Here is a 15,243-nt window from a genome sequence, read left to right as displayed (position 1 = left end):
GACACGATGTCAAACTTCATCTTGGAAACAAGGAATTTGACCAAGGAATTCAAGGGTTTCACCGCCGTCAACGACGTGAACCTGAAGGTGCAGCGTGGCCACATCCACGCCCTGATCGGACCGAACGGCGCGGGCAAGACCACCTGTTTCAACCTGCTCACCAAGTTTCTCGTTCCGACCTCCGGACAGATTCTGTTCAACGGCAAGGACATCACCTCCGCCAAGCCCGCGCAGATCGCGCGCATGGGCGTGATCCGTTCTTTCCAGATTTCCGCCGTCTTCCCGCATCTCACCGTGCTGCAGAACGTGCGTATCGGCCTGCAACGCCAGCTGGGCACCACCTTCCACTTCTGGAAAAGCGAGCGTTCCCTGAACCAGCTGAACGAACGCGCCATGCAGCTGCTGGCCGAAGTCGATCTCACCAGCTTTGCCGACACCATCACCGCAGACATGCCTTACGGCCGTAAGCGCGCGCTGGAAATCGCCACCACCCTGGCCATGGAGCCGGAGCTGATGCTGCTGGACGAGCCCACCCAGGGCATGGGCCACGAGGATGTGCACCGCGTGACGGAATTGATCAAGAAGGTATCGAACGGACGCACCATTCTCATGGTCGAACACAATATGAACGTTGTCTCCGGCATCTGCGACAAGATCTCCGTGCTGCAGCGAGGCGCGATGCTGGCCGAAGGCAGCTATGCCGAAGTTTCCAAGAATCCGCAGGTGATGGAAGCCTATATGGGAACCGAAGCCACCGAACTGGTGGGAGCGCACTGATGACGACTGCACTGGAAATCAGCAATCTGCAGGCGTGGTATGGCGAATCGCATATCCTGCATGACGTGAACATGTCGGTGCAGCCGGGCGAGGTAGTGACCCTGCTGGGCCGCAACGGCGCGGGCCGCACCACGACGCTGCGCGCGATCATGGGCCTGACCGGGGCCCGCAAGGGATCGATCAAGATCAACGGCGAAGAGGCCATCGGTCTGCCAACCTACAAGGTGGCGCACCTGGGCGTGGGCTACTGCCCCGAAGAACGCGGCATCTTCTCCTCCTTGTCCACTGAAGAAAACCTGATGCTGCCGCCCGCGCTGAAAACTGACGGCAAGGGCATGCCGGTCGAGGAAATCTACGAGATGTTCCCGAACCTGAAGGAACGCCGCAACAGCCAGGGCACGCGCCTCTCGGGCGGCGAACAGCAGATGCTGGCCGTCGCCCGCATCCTGCGCACCGGCGCGCGCCTGCTGCTGCTGGACGAAATCTCCGAAGGCCTTGCGCCTGTCATCGTCCAGGGCCTCGCCCGCATGATCACGACCTTGAAATCCAAGGGCTACACCATCGTGATGGTCGAACAGAATTTCCGCTTCGCCGCACCACTGGCGGATCGGTTTTACGTGATGGAGCACGGTCAGATTGTGGAGACCTTCGCTTCGTCCGAATTGAACGCCAAGATGCCGGTCCTGACCGAGCTGCTGGGCGTTTGAAGTGGGCAAGGACTACAACACGAACTCAGAACCTTGATCGGAGACATAATGAAACGTAAAGCTATCGCCACCGCAGCCGCTGCCATCTGCGCAATGAGCCTCTCCACCGCGGCATTTGCCCAGGTATCGGGCGACACCATCAAGATCGGCATGATCACCGACATGTCCGGCCTGTACACCGATATCGATGGCGCCGGCGGCGCCGAGGCGGTGAAGATGGCGATTGCCGATGCGGGCGTCGTCATCGCAGGCAAGAAGGTCGAATTCATTTCGGCCGACCACCAGAACAAGGCCGACATCGCCGCCTCCAAGGCCCGCGAATGGTTCGACCAGCAGGGCGTGGACATGCTGATCGGCGGCACCAACTCGGGCGCGAACCTGGCCATGGCCAAGGTGGCGGCCGAGAAGAAGAAAGTGTTCATCTCCATCGGCGCCGGTTCCGCGCGCCTGACCAACGAGGAATGCACCCCTTACACCATCCACTACGCCTACGACACCATCGCCCTGGCGCGCGGCACCGGCAACGCCATCCTGAAGCAGGGCGGCAAGAACTGGTACTTCCTGACTGCGGACTATGCCTTCGGCCAGTCGCTGGAGAACGATACGGCGGCCGTGGTGAAGTCCGGCGGCGGCAAGGTGCTGGGCAGCGTGAAGCACCCGCTCTCGGCTTCCGACTTCTCCTCCTTCCTGCTGCAGGCGCAGTCCTCCGGCGCCCAGATCCTGGGCCTGGCCAATGCGGGCGGCGATGCGATCAACTCCATCAAGGCGGCCAACGAATTCGGCATCACCAAGAAAATGAAGCTGGCTGGCCTGCTCATCTTCATCAACGACGTGCACTCGCTGGGCCTGAACGTTACCCAGGGCATGTACCTGACCGATGGCTGGTACTGGGATATGAATCCTGAAACCCGTGCATGGTCCAAGCGCTTCTTCGCGAAGATGAAGAAGGAACCTTCGATGCTGCACGCAGCGGACTACTCCGCCGCCACCAACTACCTGAAGGCCGTGAAGGCGGTGGGCACCGACGATTCGGACAAGGTCATCGCGCAGATGAAGAAGACCCCGATCAACGACATGTTCGCCAAGAACGGCGTGATCCGTCCGGATGGCCGCATGGTGCACGACATGTACCTGATGGAAGTGAAGAAGCCGTCCGAGTCGAAGTATCCTTGGGACTACTACAAGCTGGTGGCCACCATTCCGGGCGACCAGGCTTACGCCACCAAGGCCGAGACCAAGTGCGCGCTGTGGAAGTAATGCGGTAAGCCGGCAGGGCGCACGCGCCGACCGGCGGTTTCCGCGCCCTGCCTACGGCGCAGCGTTATCCCGCTGCGCCTTTCTTTTTGACTCTTTTTGAATTTGTGCAGCCATGGATATTTTCGGCGTTCCTCTGCCTGCAATGATGAGCCAGCTGCTGCTGGGTCTCGTCAACGGCTCCTTCTATGCCATGTTGTCGCTCGGCCTGGCGGTCATTTTCGGCCTGCTGAACGTGATTAACTTCTCGCACGGCGCCATGTATATGATGGGCGCCTTCCTGGCGTGGATGGGCATGACCTACCTGGGCCTGAGCTACTGGGCGATGCTGCTGCTGGCGCCGCTGGTGGTGGGCGCGCTCGGCATCGTCATCGAGAAAACCATGCTGCGCTGGCTGTACAAGCTGGACCATCTCTACGGCCTGCTGCTCACCTTTGGCATCACCTTGCTGGTGGAAGGCGTGTTCCGTTCCTTCTACGGCGTTTCCGGCCAGCCTTTCGATACGCCCGAGCTGCTGCAGGGCGCCACCGACCTGGGCTTCATGATCCTGCCGAATTACCGCGGCTGGGTGGTGGTGGCCTCGCTGATCGTGTGCTTCGCGACCTGGTTCGTGATCGAGAAGACCAAGCTGGGCGCCTATCTGCGCGCGGGCACCGAGAACCCCAAGCTGGTGGAAGCCTTCGGCATCAACGTGCCGCTGATGGTGACCCTGACCTACGGCTTCGGCGTGGCCCTGGCGGGCTTCGCTGGGGTGCTGGCCGCGCCTATTATCCAGGTTTCTCCGCTGATGGGTTCGAACCTCATCATCGTCGTGTTCGCCGTGGTGGTGATCGGCGGCATGGGCTCGATCATGGGCTCCATCCTCACCGGCCTGGGCCTGGGCGTGATCGAGGGCCTGACGCGCGTGTTCTACCCGGAATTCTCCTCCACCGTGGTGTTCCTGGTGATGGTCATCGTGCTGCTGCTGCGCCCGGCTGGCCTGTTCGGCAAAGAGAAATAAGAGGTCAAGTATGAACAAGAATATCGGCTACGCCCTTGCGCTCATTGTGGCGCTGGCAGCGCCCTTCGTGGGCTATCCCGTCTTCCTGATGAAGCTGCTGTGCTTCGCGCTGTTCGCCTGCGCCTTCAACCTGCTGATCGGCTTCACGGGCCTGCTGTCCTTCGGCCACGCGGCCTTCTTCGGCGGTGCGGGCTATGTGGCGGGCAATGCGCTGAAGAACTGGGGCCTGCCCTTCGAACTGGCCCTGCTGGCCGGCGTGGGCGGCGCGGCGCTGATCGGCCTGGTGATGGGCGCGCTGGCCATCCGCCGCCAGGGCATCTATTTCTCGATGATTACCCTGGCGCTGGCCCAGATGGTGTACTTCGGCGGCCTCCGCTTCACCAACTTCACCGGCGGCGAAGACGGCCTGCAGGGCGTGCCGCGCGGTAAGCTGCTGGGAGCCGTGGATCTGGGCAACGACCTGACCCTGTACTTCGTGGTGCTGGCCATTGCCGTGCTGGGCTTCATGCTGATCGTGCGCACCGTGCACTCGCCTTTCGGCCAGGTGCTGAAGGCGATCAAGGAAAACGAGCCGCGCGCCATCTCGCTGGGCTATGACGTGGACAAGTACAAGCTGATGGCCTTCGTGCTCTCCGCCGCGCTGGCAGGCCTGGCAGGCGCCACCAAGACCGTGGTGCTCGGTTTCGAAACACTCACGGACGTGCACTGGACCATGTCGGGCCTGGTCATCCTCATGACCCTGGTGGGCGGCATGGGCACCCTGGCTGGCCCGATCCTGGGCGCGGTGCTGATCATTGCGCTGGAGAACAAGCTGGGCGACTTCGGCGCTTTCGTCGCAACGAATACCGGCATCGAATGGTTCAACACCCTGGGCGAGGCGGTGAGCATGGTGACCGGCCTGATCTTCGTTGCCTGCGTGCTGGCGTTCCGGCGCGGCATCGTGGGAGAGATTGTGGCTTTCATGGGCAGGAAGAAGAAGCCAGCTTAAGCAAATCGAACGCCGGATCAGTCCGGCGTTTTTTTTGAGGATGTGAATGCTCAGTTATGCCAATGTTGCCGCCACGTTCAGGGCTCTCCTGCAAGGTGTCAACGACAGTGCCGGAGCAGCGCTCGTGCCGGTGCCCGCAACACTCGGCCGCCCGGAAGGAAAGCGCCGTTATCTGGTAGCGGCGCCGCCAAGGGAAGGAGCCAAGAGGCGGGCGCTGGTGGTCGTGCTTCATGGCGCTGGCGCCTCGGCAGACCAGGTGCTGGGACTGGCGTTTCCCCCTCGCCGCTATCCCTGTGGCTTGAAATCGGGGCGCGCGAGCAGCTCGTGGTCATCGCACCGGACGCGGGAAAAGGCGGATGGAGCGACTGCTTCGCATCGGAAGCGCGCGTGGCGAAGAAGGATGATGTCGGGTTCATCGGCGCGCTGGTCGACCATGCAGTGGCCAATCACGATGTGGATCCCGATCGCGTCTACCTGATGGGAGTATCGCGCGGCGGCTGGATGGCTTACGCCGTTGCCACCGCGCTTCCGCGGAAGCTGGCGGCATTCTCGGTGGTGCTGGCGGGCATGCCGCCGCCCGGCCGCTGCAAGGAGCCCGCGGTGCCGCTGCCCGCGCTGGTCTTCGGTTGCACGGCTGATCCGCTGATTTACTATCGCGGTGGCAAACCTTGGTATGCGTTCGGGTTCGCCGAGCCTGTGCGCAGCATTGAGGATACCGTGCACGCCTGGCGCGAGCTGGCGGGCTTGGCGGACGTGCCCGACGTCGTGCATCTGCCGGAGGGCGACGAGCGGGCGCGAACGCGCGTCACGCGCTACATGTGGGGTAGGGCACCTGATGGGCTGCAGGTGGGCCTGTATCGTATCGACGGTGCAGGCCATGCCGAACCCAGCCGTCTGAAGCGCTATCCGCGCTTTATCAATTGGCTGACCGGTCCGCAGAACGCTGACCTGGAAGCAGCCGAAGCGGCCTGGGATTTTTTCAAGCCGAAGCGCGCCAACCTGAAGCGCGCTTAAGCAATCACAAGCGCCGGACTCGACCGGCGTTTTACTTTGTGCGGTGAAGTGCCATTCCCTCAGGAGATGACATGCAACCGTACCGATACGCCCTGGCCAGCGCCACCTTGCTGGCGCTGGTTTCCTGCCATGACGATACCGTCGGCAGCCAGCCCAACGTCAAACCGGCCTTCCTCGGGCCAATCACTTCCACGAGCTACGACGGCGACAGCGACGACCTGCTGACCGCCGGCCTTGGCGCTGCCGGTCTCGCCGCTGCCGCAGCGCCGGGCTATGCGGACCCGGCACATCCAACGGCCGCAGAGCTGCGCCGCAACGCTATCTACACGAACTACCGTGCCGTGCTCGACATTGCCGCCAGCAGCGGATACGGAAGCCTGTATGGTCCCAGCGGGAAGGTCGCGGGGACCGAGTATCTCGCATATGCCGACGATGGCTCCGGCAGGCAGAACGTGACGCTGATGGTGCAGGTGCCCGCGAGCTTTGACCCCGTCAACAATCCTTGCATTGTGACGGGGACTTCCAGCGGTTCGCGCGGCATTTATGGCGCCATCGGCAGCGCGGGCGAGTGGGGTTTGAAGAACAACTGCGCAGTGGCCTATGCGGACAAGGGCAGCGGCACCGGTCTCTACACCTTCGAGGACGACAGTGTGAACCTGATCAATGGCGTCCGCACCTCGCGCAGCGCCGCAGGCAAGACCTCGCACTTCACGCCTGCGCTGAGCGATGCGGAGCGCACGGCGTTTGCGTTGAATTTCCCCGGCCGTATCGCCTTCAAGCATGCGCACTCCCAGCAGAATCCGGAGAAGGAGTGGGGAAAGATCACCTTGCAGGCCGTCGAATTTGCTTTCTACGTGCTCAACGAAAGGTATGGACAGAAGATCCGGCTCACGCCTGCCAATACCTGGACCATTGCCTCCAGTATCTCCAACGGGGCGGGTTCGGCGCTGTTGGCGGCCGAGCAGGATACACAAGGGCTGATCGATGCGGTGGCCGCGACGGAACCGCAGATCCAGCCGAAGATGTCCACAGGCTATACCGTCCGGCAGGGCTCAGCCGTCGTTCCAGCGCAGGGCAAGCCGCTGCTGGACTATTCGAGCTATGCGGCGCTCTACCAGCCTTGCATTGCAGGAAGCGCCGGACGGTGTACTTCGCTCGCAGCAAAAGGCTTACTGACGGGCGTGGACGTCGCGGCGCAGATGAGCGACGCGAAAGCGCGTATGGTCGCCTATGGCTGGCACATCGACGCCGAGCCTTTGCAGGCTTTCCATGCCCTGACCAACGTCCTTGTTGCAGTGACCTATGTCAACGCCTACGGCAAGTTCTCGGTGGCCGACAACATCTGCGGCTTCAGCTGGGCGGCGGTCGACGCCACCGGCAGTCCGATTCCCTTGGCGCCCCTGCTCAAGGCGAGCAGCTTTGCCACGCAAAACGGCATCGTTGGCACGCCTGTGTATGAGGATTCCGTAGGGGGCGCCAAGATCTACAGCGCGGCCGTGTCGCCCTCGTCGAACATTGCCGACCAGGCGCTCGATGGCTTCCTCTGCCTGCGTTCGCTGGCCACCGGGGCCGATGCGGTGACGGGAGCCCCGCTAACGGGCGATATGGCCTCCAGGAGCGCTCGCGTGCGCTCAGGCATGGCTGAGGTAGCCGCTACGGGAAATCTCCATGGCAAGCCCGCCATGATCGTTTCCGGCCGTTCCGATGCGCTGATCCCCGTGAACCACGCTTCACGTGCCTATGTTGGCCTGAACGCGGCAGTGGAGGGCGGCAACAGCAGGCTGCGCTACCTCGAGGTGACGAACGCCAATCACTTCGATTCTTTCACCAGCCTGCTGCCCACGGCCATCGTGCCGCTGCACGTCTACCTGTTCCGGGCACTCGACGCGGTGTATGCGAACCTGAAGAACGGGACCCCCTTGCCGCCTTCGCAAGTCGTACGCACCCAGACCCGGCCCAATGCGCTGGCGCCTATTACGGTCGCCAACGTTCCTCCGATTTCCGCGAACCCCGGCGCGAATGCCATTGTGGTCAGCGGGACGGTAGTGAGCGTGCCGAACTAACGGCATTCAAATTGGACTTCCGTGAACGTACCGCGCGTGAGCCTGCTCGTTGCGGTGCATTGATTGGCATCGGAACGAACCTTCTTGAAGATTTGGAGCGAGGCTTGTCCGCCATAAGAGCAGAACATCCACGTTTCGAACTGATGAGGTTGGCTTAGTCTCCAGGAAGTGGTGTACTCGGTCTGGTTCTGGATGGTTCTTTCGCTCGTTTTGTCGGGGCGCAGATAGGCTTGTTCCTCAGGCGGGCCATACAGCAGGCCACCGCCTGACAGCCGCGCTGCGCTCGGCATCAGGGCGACCCAGCCGTCCGGGGCTCTGCCGGGTTTGAATGCATCCTTGCTTAGCCATGGCGGGCAGCTGACTTGCTGGGTCAATGCGCTTTGAGCCAGCGCCAGAAGAAGGGCGGTCATCAGCATAGTTCGATCACCGAAAAGGCAAGCGCATTGTCGCTTGGCCGAATGAAACTGCCGTCCGCTCTGCGTTGCGGGTTGCGTGGCGGCACGCGGATGAACCGACGGTCGACGAAAGTACGCTGCGGATCAGTATTCCACTGATCGACTACCCAGATTCCGGTTCGGATCACGCTCAGGACCAGTGCTGCATGGTTGCCATGTGGCTTGACCAATTGCTCCGGATCGGCGAGGCGATATGGCATGACTTCCTCCATGGAAATGAAGAGAAGTCATGATGCGCTGATGACGAAGGGTGGTCGTGACCATCCTCAAGTACCCGCGGTTGGCGGCCCGCGGCAACTATGCTGTTATAGGGCGGCAGCGTAGATGGCGTAGGCGTCGGCTCGGGTGAGCTCGCGGGGGTTGTTGCCGAGGAGGCGGGTCTGGAGCATGGCGTCGTCGGCGAGGCGGTCGAGGTCGCTTTCCTGGATGCCGACCTGCTGCAGGCTGCGCTCGATGCCGGTGATGGCGGCGATTTGTTGCATCGCAACAATGAGGGCTTCGGTGCGCGCTTCTTCGCTGCCTTCGGCGTGCGGCACGACGATGCTGGCCAGCTCGGCGTACAGGGCCGCGGCTGCCGGGGCGTTGAAGCGGAGGACGTGCGGCAGTACCAGGGAATTGGACAAGCCGTGCGGCACGTGGAAGATGCCGCCGATGGGATAGGCGAGGGCGTGCACGGCGGCGACCGGTGCGTTGGAAAAGGCCTGCCCTGCCAGCATGGCGCCCAGCAGCATTGCCTGCCGTGCGTGCAGGTCCTTGCCGTTCTCGCAGGCACGGATCAGGTTGGCGGACAGGAGGCCCAGCGCCTGCCGGGCCAGGGAATCCGACAAGGGGTTCTTCTTGTGTCTGCTCGTATAGGCTTCGATGGCGTGCACCATGGCGTCGATGCCGGTGGCGGCCGTTACGGCCGGCGGCAGGCCGATGGTGAGCTCGGCGTCCAGCAGCGCCATATCTGCATACAGCTGGGGCGCCACAACGCCCATCTTGGTCGTTTCGCCGGTGGTGACGATGGCGATATTGGTGACTTCCGAACCGGTGCCTGCCGTCGTGGGAATCTGGACCAGCGGCAGGCGCTCGCCCTTCACGTTCCCAATGCCGTAGATCTCTTTCAGAGGCTGGTCGCTTCCCGCCAGCACGGCGATCAGCCTGGCCACGTCCATGGAGCTGCCACCGCCCAGGCCGATGATGAGGTCGGCGTCATGGTCGCGGGCGGCCGCCACGCCGTCCATCACGATCTGCTCGGGCGGGTCGGCCACCACCTCGGAGTGGATGGCGGCGTGCAGTCCGGCGCGGTCGAGGCTTGCCGCCGGCGCGGCCACCATGCCCGTGCGCAGGAAGCCGGGGTCGGTGACGATCAGCGGACGGTGGACGTTGGGGAATCGTGCGCGGATGTGCTCGCCCAATCGCTGGGCGGCGCCGGTCTCGGAAACGATGTGCGGCACGGTGCTGAAGCTGAAAGCAGGGAAGCTCATGATGGTTGTCGTTTCGCGGTTGGCTCAGCGCTTAGCTTACACCAGCTCTGATGCCGCTGCGTTTCCCCCGTACAATGATGAGCTTGTCTAGCGAAGGGTTGATGATGGTTGAGTATGCGTTTCTTGGGTTGGCGGCATTCTCCGCAGGGCTGGTCGATGCCGTGGTCGGCGGAGGAGGGCTGATCCAGATCCCGGTGCTGTTCTCGGTGTTTGGCCAGACGGCTCCGGCAACCCTGTTAGGCACAAGCAAGCTGGCGGGGATCTTCGGTACGGCCGCTGCCGCCGTGAACTATGCGCGGCGCGTGTCCATTGCGTGGACGACGGCCGCACCTGCCGCCGTTGCCGCCTTCACCTTCGCCTTCTTTGGCGCCTACACCCTGACCCATGTGCCTGCCGACTTCATGCGGACGCTGCTGCCGGTCGTGCTGCTGGCGGTTGCGATCTATACCTTCTGGAAGAAGGACCTGGGCAGCGTGCATGCGCCGCTGCACACCGGCCTGCGCGAGCGGCTGATCGCTGTGCTGGTGGGCGCGTGCATCGGTTTTTACGATGGCTTCTTCGGGCCGGGCACTGGTAGCTTCCTGGTCTTCCTCTTCGTCCGCTGTTTCGGCTTCGACTTCCTTGGCGCCTCGGCAGTGGCCAAGGTCGTGAATGTTGCCTGCAATCTGTCCGCGCTGATGTGGTTCGGCTACAGCGGCCACCTGCTCTGGCAGCTGGGTTTGATGATGGCCGTGTGCCAGGTGGCCGGTTCCCTGATCGGCACGAAGTTGGCGATGAAGCACGGCTCCGGTTTTGTGCGCCGCGTTTTCCTGCTTGTGGTCTCCGTGCTGATCGTCAAGACGGGCTACGACGCCTGGGTGCGCTGGTGAATGTTTCACGTGGAACAGTCGGGGAATCGACTTCCTTTTGTTCCACGTGAAACAATCTGAGCGGAAAATTTCTGCTCAAAAAAGTCGCAGCCTCAAAAAGAATCTATAATTCTGTTCCATACCTCGATTTACGCTTTCCACCATGCTATTTCCTACCGAATTCGACGTCATCGTTGTCGGCGGCGGCCACGCCGGCACCGAAGCGGCCCTCGCGTCTGCCCGCATGGGCCAGAAGACGCTCCTGCTGACGCACAACATCGAAACCCTTGGGCAGATGTCGTGCAACCCGTCCATTGGCGGCATCGGCAAGGGCCACCTCGTCAAGGAAGTGGATGCGATGGGCGGGGCGATGGCGATCGCCACCGATGAGTCGGGCATTCAGTTCCGTATCCTGAACTCGTCCAAAGGCCCGGCCGTGCGCGCCACCCGCGCCCAGGCCGACCGCATCCTGTACAAGCAGGCCATCCGCTCGCGCCTGGAAAACCAGCCGAACCTGTGGCTGTTCCAGCAGGCGGTGGACGACCTGATGGTGGAGGGCGACCGCGTGGTTGGCGCCGTGACCCAGATCGGCCTGAAGTTTGTGAGCCGTGCCGTGGTGCTGACGGCGGGCACTTTCCTGGACGGGAAGATCCACGTCGGCCTGCAGAACTACTCGGCAGGACGCGCAGGCGACCCGCCCGCCTTGTCCCTGTCCGCCCGCCTGAAGGAGCTCAAGCTGCCTCAGGGCCGCCTGAAGACCGGTACGCCGCCGCGCATCGACGGCCGCAGCATCGACTTTTCGCAGATGACGGAACAGCCGGGCGACCTCGATCCGGTGCCGGTGTTCTCCGTCATGGGCAACGCTGCCATGCATCCGAAGCAGCTGCCGTGCTGGGTGACGCACACCAACCAGAAGACCCACGACATCATCCGCGGCGGCCTGGACCGCAGCCCCATGTACACGGGCGTGATCGAGGGCGTGGGCCCGCGCTACTGCCCATCCATCGAGGACAAGATCCACCGCTTCTCGTCCAAGGAATCGCACCAGATCTTCCTGGAACCGGAAGGCCTGACCACGCACGAGTTCTACCCGAACGGCATCTCGACCAGCCTGCCGTTCGACGTGCAGATTGAACTGGTGCGCTCGATGAAGGGCCTGGAGAACGCGCACATCCTGCGTCCCGGCTATGCCATCGAGTACGACTATTTCGACCCGCGCGGCCTGAAGGCTTCGCTGGAAACGAAGGCGATTTCCGGCCTGTACTTCGCCGGGCAGATCAACGGCACCACCGGGTACGAAGAGGCGGCGGCGCAGGGCATGCTGGCCGGTATCAACGCCGCCTTGCAGACGCAGGGCAGGGAAGCCTGGACTCCGGCGCGTTCGGAAGCCTATCTGGGCGTTCTGGTGGACGACCTCGTCACCCAGGGCGTGCAGGAGCCTTACCGCATGTTCACCAGCCGCGCCGAGTACCGCCTGAGCCTGCGCGAGGACAATGCCGACATGCGCCTGACCGAAATCGGCCGCAAGCTGGGCGTCGTGGGCGACGCACAGTGGGAAGCCTTCGACCGCAAGCGCGAAGCCGTGGCACAGGAGCTGGAGCGCCTGAAATCCACCTGGGTGAACCCGCGCATCCTGAAGGCGGCCGAGTCGGAGCGCGTGATCGGCCAGGCCATCGAACGCGAATACTCGCTGGCGGACCTGCTGCGCCGTCCCGGTGTGGAGTACGAAAAGCTGATGACCCTGAGCGGCAAGGAAGGCCAGCCGCTGGCCGGCCCCGGCGTGAGCGACGACGCCGTGCGCGAGCAGATCGAGATCCAGCTGAAATATTCGGGCTATATCGACCGCCAGCTCAAGGAAGTGGAGCGGCACGAGCACTACGAGAACCTGAAGCTGCCGGAAGGCTTCAACTATCTGGACATCACGGCCCTGTCGGTCGAGGTGCGCCAGAAGCTGGCCAAGCATCGCCCGGAAACCCTGGGCCAGGCCTCGCGCATCTCGGGTGTGACCCCGGCGGCCATCTCGCTGCTGCTGGTGCACCTGAAGAAAGCGGGCTACGGCGGTTTCCTCACGCTGAAAGATGAGGCTGCCTAATGGTGTTGTTTGAACGGCCAAAGCTGTCTCAGGTATTGACGAACGGCTTGAATGAACTGAAACTGGCGTTATCGGAAACGCAGCACGAACAGCTCCTGGATTACCTGGCGCTGCTGAACAAATGGAACAAGGTCTACAACCTGACCTCCGTGCGCGACCCGATGCAGATGATGACGCTGCACCTGCTCGATTCGCTGGCCGCCGTGCCGGCCTTCGCCGGGGCGCAGAATGTGCTGGATGTAGGAGCAGGGGGCGGCTTGCCTGGTATCGTGCTCGCAATCGCACGGCCGGACATGAAAGTGTCGATGATCGACACCGTCCACAAGAAGACCGCCTTCCTCACGCAAGTGAAGGCGGAGCTGGGCCTCGGTAACGCAACGATCTACACGAAGAAGGTGCAGGAGCTGGAAACGGCGCAGCCTTTCGATGTCATCACATCACGGGCTTTTGCCGACCTCAGCGATTTTGTGAACTGGTCAGGACACCTGCTGGCCGACGGCGGGCGTTTCATTGCACTCAAAGGCACAGCCCCGGCAGACGAAAGAGAGCGGCTGCCAGAGCCCTGGAAAGTGAGCGGTTTGCAGGCTCTCCAGGTGCCGGGACTGGATGCGGAGCGGCACCTCGTTTTCATCCAAAAGGCATAAATCGTATATACCGTATAAACGGTATATAACGTTTATATTGTATAAACAGAATAAAATATTTATACCGTATAAACGGTATAGTTCAATAACTAGAATATTCATGGCGAAAATTTTTTGCGTCGCAAATCAGAAGGGCGGGGTGGGCAAGACCACCACGACCGTCAACCTCTCCGCAGGACTGGCCAAGCTGAACCAGCGCGTGCTGCTGGTGGACCTGGACCCCCAGGGCAATGCCACCATGGGTGCGGGCATCAACAAGGCGGGGCTTACCGCCTCCACCTATGAAGTGCTGCTCGGTTCCGCCGACATCGGCACGGCGCGCCAGCGCTCGGAGGCGGGACGCTTCGACGTGCTGCCATCCAACCGCGAACTGGCGGGCGCGGAAGTGGAGATGGTGGAACTGGACAACCGCGAGCGCCGCCTGAAGGACGCGCTGGCCGCCGTGGACAAGGACTACGACTTCGTGCTGATCGACTGTCCCCCGGCCCTGTCGATGCTGACCCTGAACGGCCTGTGCGCGGCCCATGGCGTGATCATTCCCATGCAGTGCGAGTACTACGCGCTGGAAGGCCTGTCCGACCTGGTGAACACCATCAAGAAGGTGCATGCGAACCTGAATCCGGACCTGAAGATCATCGGCCTGCTGCGCGTGATGTTCGATCCGCGCATGACGCTGTCGCAGCAGGTGTCCGCGCAGCTGGAGCAGCACTTCGGCGACAAGGTGTTCAAGACGATCATTCCGCGCAACGTGCGGCTGGCAGAAGCGCCTTCCTACGGCATGCCGGGCGTGACTTTCGACCCGAGCTCCAAGGGCGCGCAGGCGTATATCGAGTTCGGCGCCGAGATGGTCAAGCGAATTAAAAAGATGTAATGGCGCAGGGGACGGACCCCGTATGGGGTCCGTCCCCGGTGTCAGAGTCCGCCACCGAACATGGTCAGCTGACTGTGCTCGGTGGCGGACTGGGCTTTCGGGGACAGACGCGGACGGCGAGTCACCATCCGGGGTCTGTCCCCTCTGATAACGAAATTATGGCTACGAAAAAAATGAAAGGCCTCGGTCGCGGCCTCGAAGCGCTGCTGGGCGGCGATGGCGACAAGAACGAAATCCAGGCAGTGCAGGGCGCTCCGAACGAACTGCCGGTCTCCCTGATGCAGGCGGGCAAGTACCAGCCCCGTACCCGCATGGACGAGGTCAGCCTCACGGAGCTGGCCGCCTCCATCAAGAGCCAGGGCATCATGCAGCCCATCCTTGTGCGCCCCGTGGGCGTGGACAAGGCGAGCGGCAAGACGAAGTACGAGATCATCGCGGGCGAGCGCCGCTTCCGCGCGGCCCAGATCGCGGGCCTGGAGCAGGTGCCCGTGCTGGTGCGCGACGTGGACGACACGGCCGCCGCCGCCATGGCCCTGATCGAAAATATCCAGCGCGAGGACTTGAATCCGCTGGAAGAGGCGCAAGGTATTCACCGGCTGATCACGGACTTCAGCTTCACCCACGAGCAGGCCGCCAACGCGGTGGGCCGTTCCCGCAGCGCCGTGTCCAACCTGCTGCGCCTGATGAACCTGGCAAGCCCGGTCCAGACCATGCTGATGGCGGGCGATATCGACATGGGCCATGCCCGCGCCCTGCTGGCCGTGGACGCGGCTACCCAGATCACCCTGGCCAACCAGGTGGTGGCCAAGCGGCTCTCCGTGCGCGAGACCGAGAAGTTGGTCGCGAAGCAACTGGAGGAGCAGAGCAGCAAGGGCGAGGCCAAGGCGCGCGAGAAATCGGGCGACATCCTGCGCCTGGAGGAAGAGCTGTCCGACACCCTGGCCACGCCGGTCGTGTTCAAGATGGGCGCCAAGGGCCGCGGCCAGATGATCATCGATTTCGCCGATCTGGACATTCTCGAAGGCGTCCTGGCGCGGCTGCGTGGTTGAATGCGCCGCACC

15 protein-coding genes are annotated in these 15,243 nt (G+C 62.8%); 12 read left to right on the top strand and 3 right to left on the bottom strand.

What is annotated here, in order from left to right; all coding sequences use genetic code 11:
• The first annotated feature begins 6 nt into the window (after nucleotides 1-6).
• The 7 genes from LSQ66_RS21770 (at nucleotide 7) to LSQ66_RS21740 (ending at nucleotide 7,803) form a co-directional block, all read left to right on the top strand.
• Nucleotides 7-777 (top strand): ABC transporter ATP-binding protein, encoded by a 771-nt coding sequence (locus LSQ66_RS21770; RefSeq protein WP_231767252.1) that lies wholly within the window; start codon nucleotides 7-9, stop codon nucleotides 775-777.
• Nucleotides 777-1,484, top strand: a complete 708-nt coding sequence (locus LSQ66_RS21765; RefSeq protein WP_231767251.1) for an ABC transporter ATP-binding protein — start codon at nucleotides 777-779, stop codon at nucleotides 1,482-1,484. The genes LSQ66_RS21770 and LSQ66_RS21765 overlap by 1 nt, the downstream gene beginning before the upstream one ends.
• 48 nt (nucleotides 1,485-1,532) lie before the next feature.
• Nucleotides 1,533-2,741: an ABC transporter substrate-binding protein gene (locus tag LSQ66_RS21760; RefSeq protein ID WP_231767250.1), complete on the top strand. Its 1,209-nt coding sequence runs from the start codon at nucleotides 1,533-1,535 to the stop codon at nucleotides 2,739-2,741.
• Nucleotides 2,742-2,853: 112 nt separating this feature from the next.
• Nucleotides 2,854-3,738 (top strand): branched-chain amino acid ABC transporter permease, encoded by an 885-nt coding sequence (locus tag LSQ66_RS21755; protein ID WP_231767249.1) that lies wholly within the window; start codon nucleotides 2,854-2,856, stop codon nucleotides 3,736-3,738.
• 10 nt (nucleotides 3,739-3,748) lie between these two features.
• The gene (locus tag LSQ66_RS21750) at nucleotides 3,749-4,726 is read left to right on the top strand and encodes a branched-chain amino acid ABC transporter permease (RefSeq protein ID WP_231767248.1); all 978 of its coding nucleotides are present in this window, start codon (nucleotides 3,749-3,751) and stop codon (nucleotides 4,724-4,726) included.
• Nucleotides 4,727-5,050: 324 nt separating this feature from the next.
• A complete protein-coding gene (locus LSQ66_RS21745; RefSeq protein ID WP_231767247.1) occupies nucleotides 5,051-5,740 on the top strand; it encodes an alpha/beta hydrolase family esterase in 690 nt (229 codons plus the stop codon).
• 71 nt (nucleotides 5,741-5,811) lie between these two features.
• Nucleotides 5,812-7,803, top strand: coding sequence for a D-(-)-3-hydroxybutyrate oligomer hydrolase (locus LSQ66_RS21740; RefSeq protein WP_231767246.1), 1,992 nt, complete (start codon nucleotides 5,812-5,814; stop codon nucleotides 7,801-7,803).
• Here LSQ66_RS21740 and LSQ66_RS21735 read toward each other — a convergent pair.
• From LSQ66_RS21735 to LSQ66_RS21725, 3 genes are all read right to left on the bottom strand, one after another.
• Nucleotides 7,800-8,219 (bottom strand): STY0301 family protein, encoded by a 420-nt coding sequence (locus LSQ66_RS21735; RefSeq protein WP_231767245.1) that lies wholly within the window; start codon nucleotides 8,217-8,219, stop codon nucleotides 7,800-7,802. The two genes, LSQ66_RS21740 and LSQ66_RS21735, sit on opposite strands and share 4 nt — an antisense overlap.
• Nucleotides 8,213-8,458, bottom strand: coding sequence for a BPSL0067 family protein (locus tag LSQ66_RS21730; protein ID WP_231767244.1), 246 nt, complete (start codon nucleotides 8,456-8,458; stop codon nucleotides 8,213-8,215). The genes LSQ66_RS21735 and LSQ66_RS21730 overlap by 7 nt, the downstream gene beginning before the upstream one ends.
• Before the next feature lie 105 nt (nucleotides 8,459-8,563).
• Entirely contained in the window at nucleotides 8,564-9,727 is a 1,164-nt protein-coding gene (locus tag LSQ66_RS21725; protein ID WP_231767243.1) for an iron-containing alcohol dehydrogenase, read from the bottom strand.
• 104 nt (nucleotides 9,728-9,831) lie between these two features.
• On the opposite strand from LSQ66_RS21725, the gene LSQ66_RS21720 reads away from it, so the two are divergent.
• The 5 genes from LSQ66_RS21720 (at nucleotide 9,832) to LSQ66_RS21700 (ending at nucleotide 15,231) form a co-directional block, all read left to right on the top strand.
• Nucleotides 9,832-10,596 carry a sulfite exporter TauE/SafE family protein gene (locus LSQ66_RS21720; protein ID WP_231770178.1) on the top strand — a complete coding sequence of 255 codons (765 nt, stop codon included), beginning with the start codon at nucleotides 9,832-9,834 and terminating at the stop codon, nucleotides 10,594-10,596.
• Nucleotides 10,597-10,738: 142 nt separating this feature from the next.
• Nucleotides 10,739-12,667, top strand: coding sequence for a tRNA uridine-5-carboxymethylaminomethyl(34) synthesis enzyme MnmG (gene mnmG / locus LSQ66_RS21715; RefSeq protein WP_231767242.1), 1,929 nt, complete (start codon nucleotides 10,739-10,741; stop codon nucleotides 12,665-12,667).
• Nucleotides 12,667-13,311 (top strand): 16S rRNA (guanine(527)-N(7))-methyltransferase RsmG, encoded by a 645-nt coding sequence (gene rsmG / locus LSQ66_RS21710; protein WP_231767241.1) that lies wholly within the window; start codon nucleotides 12,667-12,669, stop codon nucleotides 13,309-13,311. The genes mnmG and rsmG overlap by 1 nt, the downstream gene beginning before the upstream one ends.
• Nucleotides 13,312-13,411: 100 nt before the next feature.
• On the top strand, nucleotides 13,412-14,182 hold the full coding sequence (locus tag LSQ66_RS21705; protein ID WP_231767240.1) for a ParA family protein: 771 nt from the start codon (nucleotides 13,412-13,414) through the stop codon (nucleotides 14,180-14,182).
• Between the two features lie 158 nt (nucleotides 14,183-14,340).
• The gene (locus LSQ66_RS21700; RefSeq protein WP_231767239.1) at nucleotides 14,341-15,231 is read left to right on the top strand and encodes a ParB/RepB/Spo0J family partition protein; all 891 of its coding nucleotides are present in this window, start codon (nucleotides 14,341-14,343) and stop codon (nucleotides 15,229-15,231) included.
• The last annotated feature ends 12 nt before the right edge of the window (nucleotides 15,232-15,243 follow it).

It is taken from the genome of Massilia endophytica, from assembly GCF_021165955.1.
Taxonomy (GTDB): Bacteria; Pseudomonadota; Gammaproteobacteria; order Burkholderiales; family Burkholderiaceae_D; genus Rugamonas; species Rugamonas endophytica.
This window is presented reverse-complemented; position numbering and strand designations above follow the sequence as displayed.

Coding starts and splice junctions, on each gene's coding strand:
- LSQ66_RS21770 (WP_231767252.1), top strand. CDS start 7: ATGTCAAACTTCATCTTGGAAACAAGGAATTTGACCAAGGAATTCAAG.
- LSQ66_RS21765 (WP_231767251.1), top strand. CDS start 777: ATGACGACTGCACTGGAAATCAGCAATCTGCAGGCGTGGTATGGCGAA.
- LSQ66_RS21760 (WP_231767250.1), top strand. CDS start 1,533: ATGAAACGTAAAGCTATCGCCACCGCAGCCGCTGCCATCTGCGCAATG.
- LSQ66_RS21755 (WP_231767249.1), top strand. CDS start 2,854: ATGGATATTTTCGGCGTTCCTCTGCCTGCAATGATGAGCCAGCTGCTG.
- LSQ66_RS21750 (WP_231767248.1), top strand. CDS start 3,749: ATGAACAAGAATATCGGCTACGCCCTTGCGCTCATTGTGGCGCTGGCA.
- LSQ66_RS21740 (WP_231767246.1), top strand. CDS start 5,812: ATGCAACCGTACCGATACGCCCTGGCCAGCGCCACCTTGCTGGCGCTG.
- LSQ66_RS21735 (WP_231767245.1), bottom strand. CDS start 8,219: ATGCTGATGACCGCCCTTCTTCTGGCGCTGGCTCAAAGCGCATTGACC.
- LSQ66_RS21730 (WP_231767244.1), bottom strand. CDS start 8,458: ATGCCATATCGCCTCGCCGATCCGGAGCAATTGGTCAAGCCACATGGC.
- LSQ66_RS21725 (WP_231767243.1), bottom strand. CDS start 9,727: ATGAGCTTCCCTGCTTTCAGCTTCAGCACCGTGCCGCACATCGTTTCC.
- LSQ66_RS21720 (WP_231770178.1), top strand. CDS start 9,832: ATGGTTGAGTATGCGTTTCTTGGGTTGGCGGCATTCTCCGCAGGGCTG.
- mnmG (WP_231767242.1), top strand. CDS start 10,739: ATGCTATTTCCTACCGAATTCGACGTCATCGTTGTCGGCGGCGGCCAC.
- rsmG (WP_231767241.1), top strand. CDS start 12,667: ATGGTGTTGTTTGAACGGCCAAAGCTGTCTCAGGTATTGACGAACGGC.
- LSQ66_RS21705 (WP_231767240.1), top strand. CDS start 13,412: ATGGCGAAAATTTTTTGCGTCGCAAATCAGAAGGGCGGGGTGGGCAAG.
- LSQ66_RS21700 (WP_231767239.1), top strand. CDS start 14,341: ATGGCTACGAAAAAAATGAAAGGCCTCGGTCGCGGCCTCGAAGCGCTG.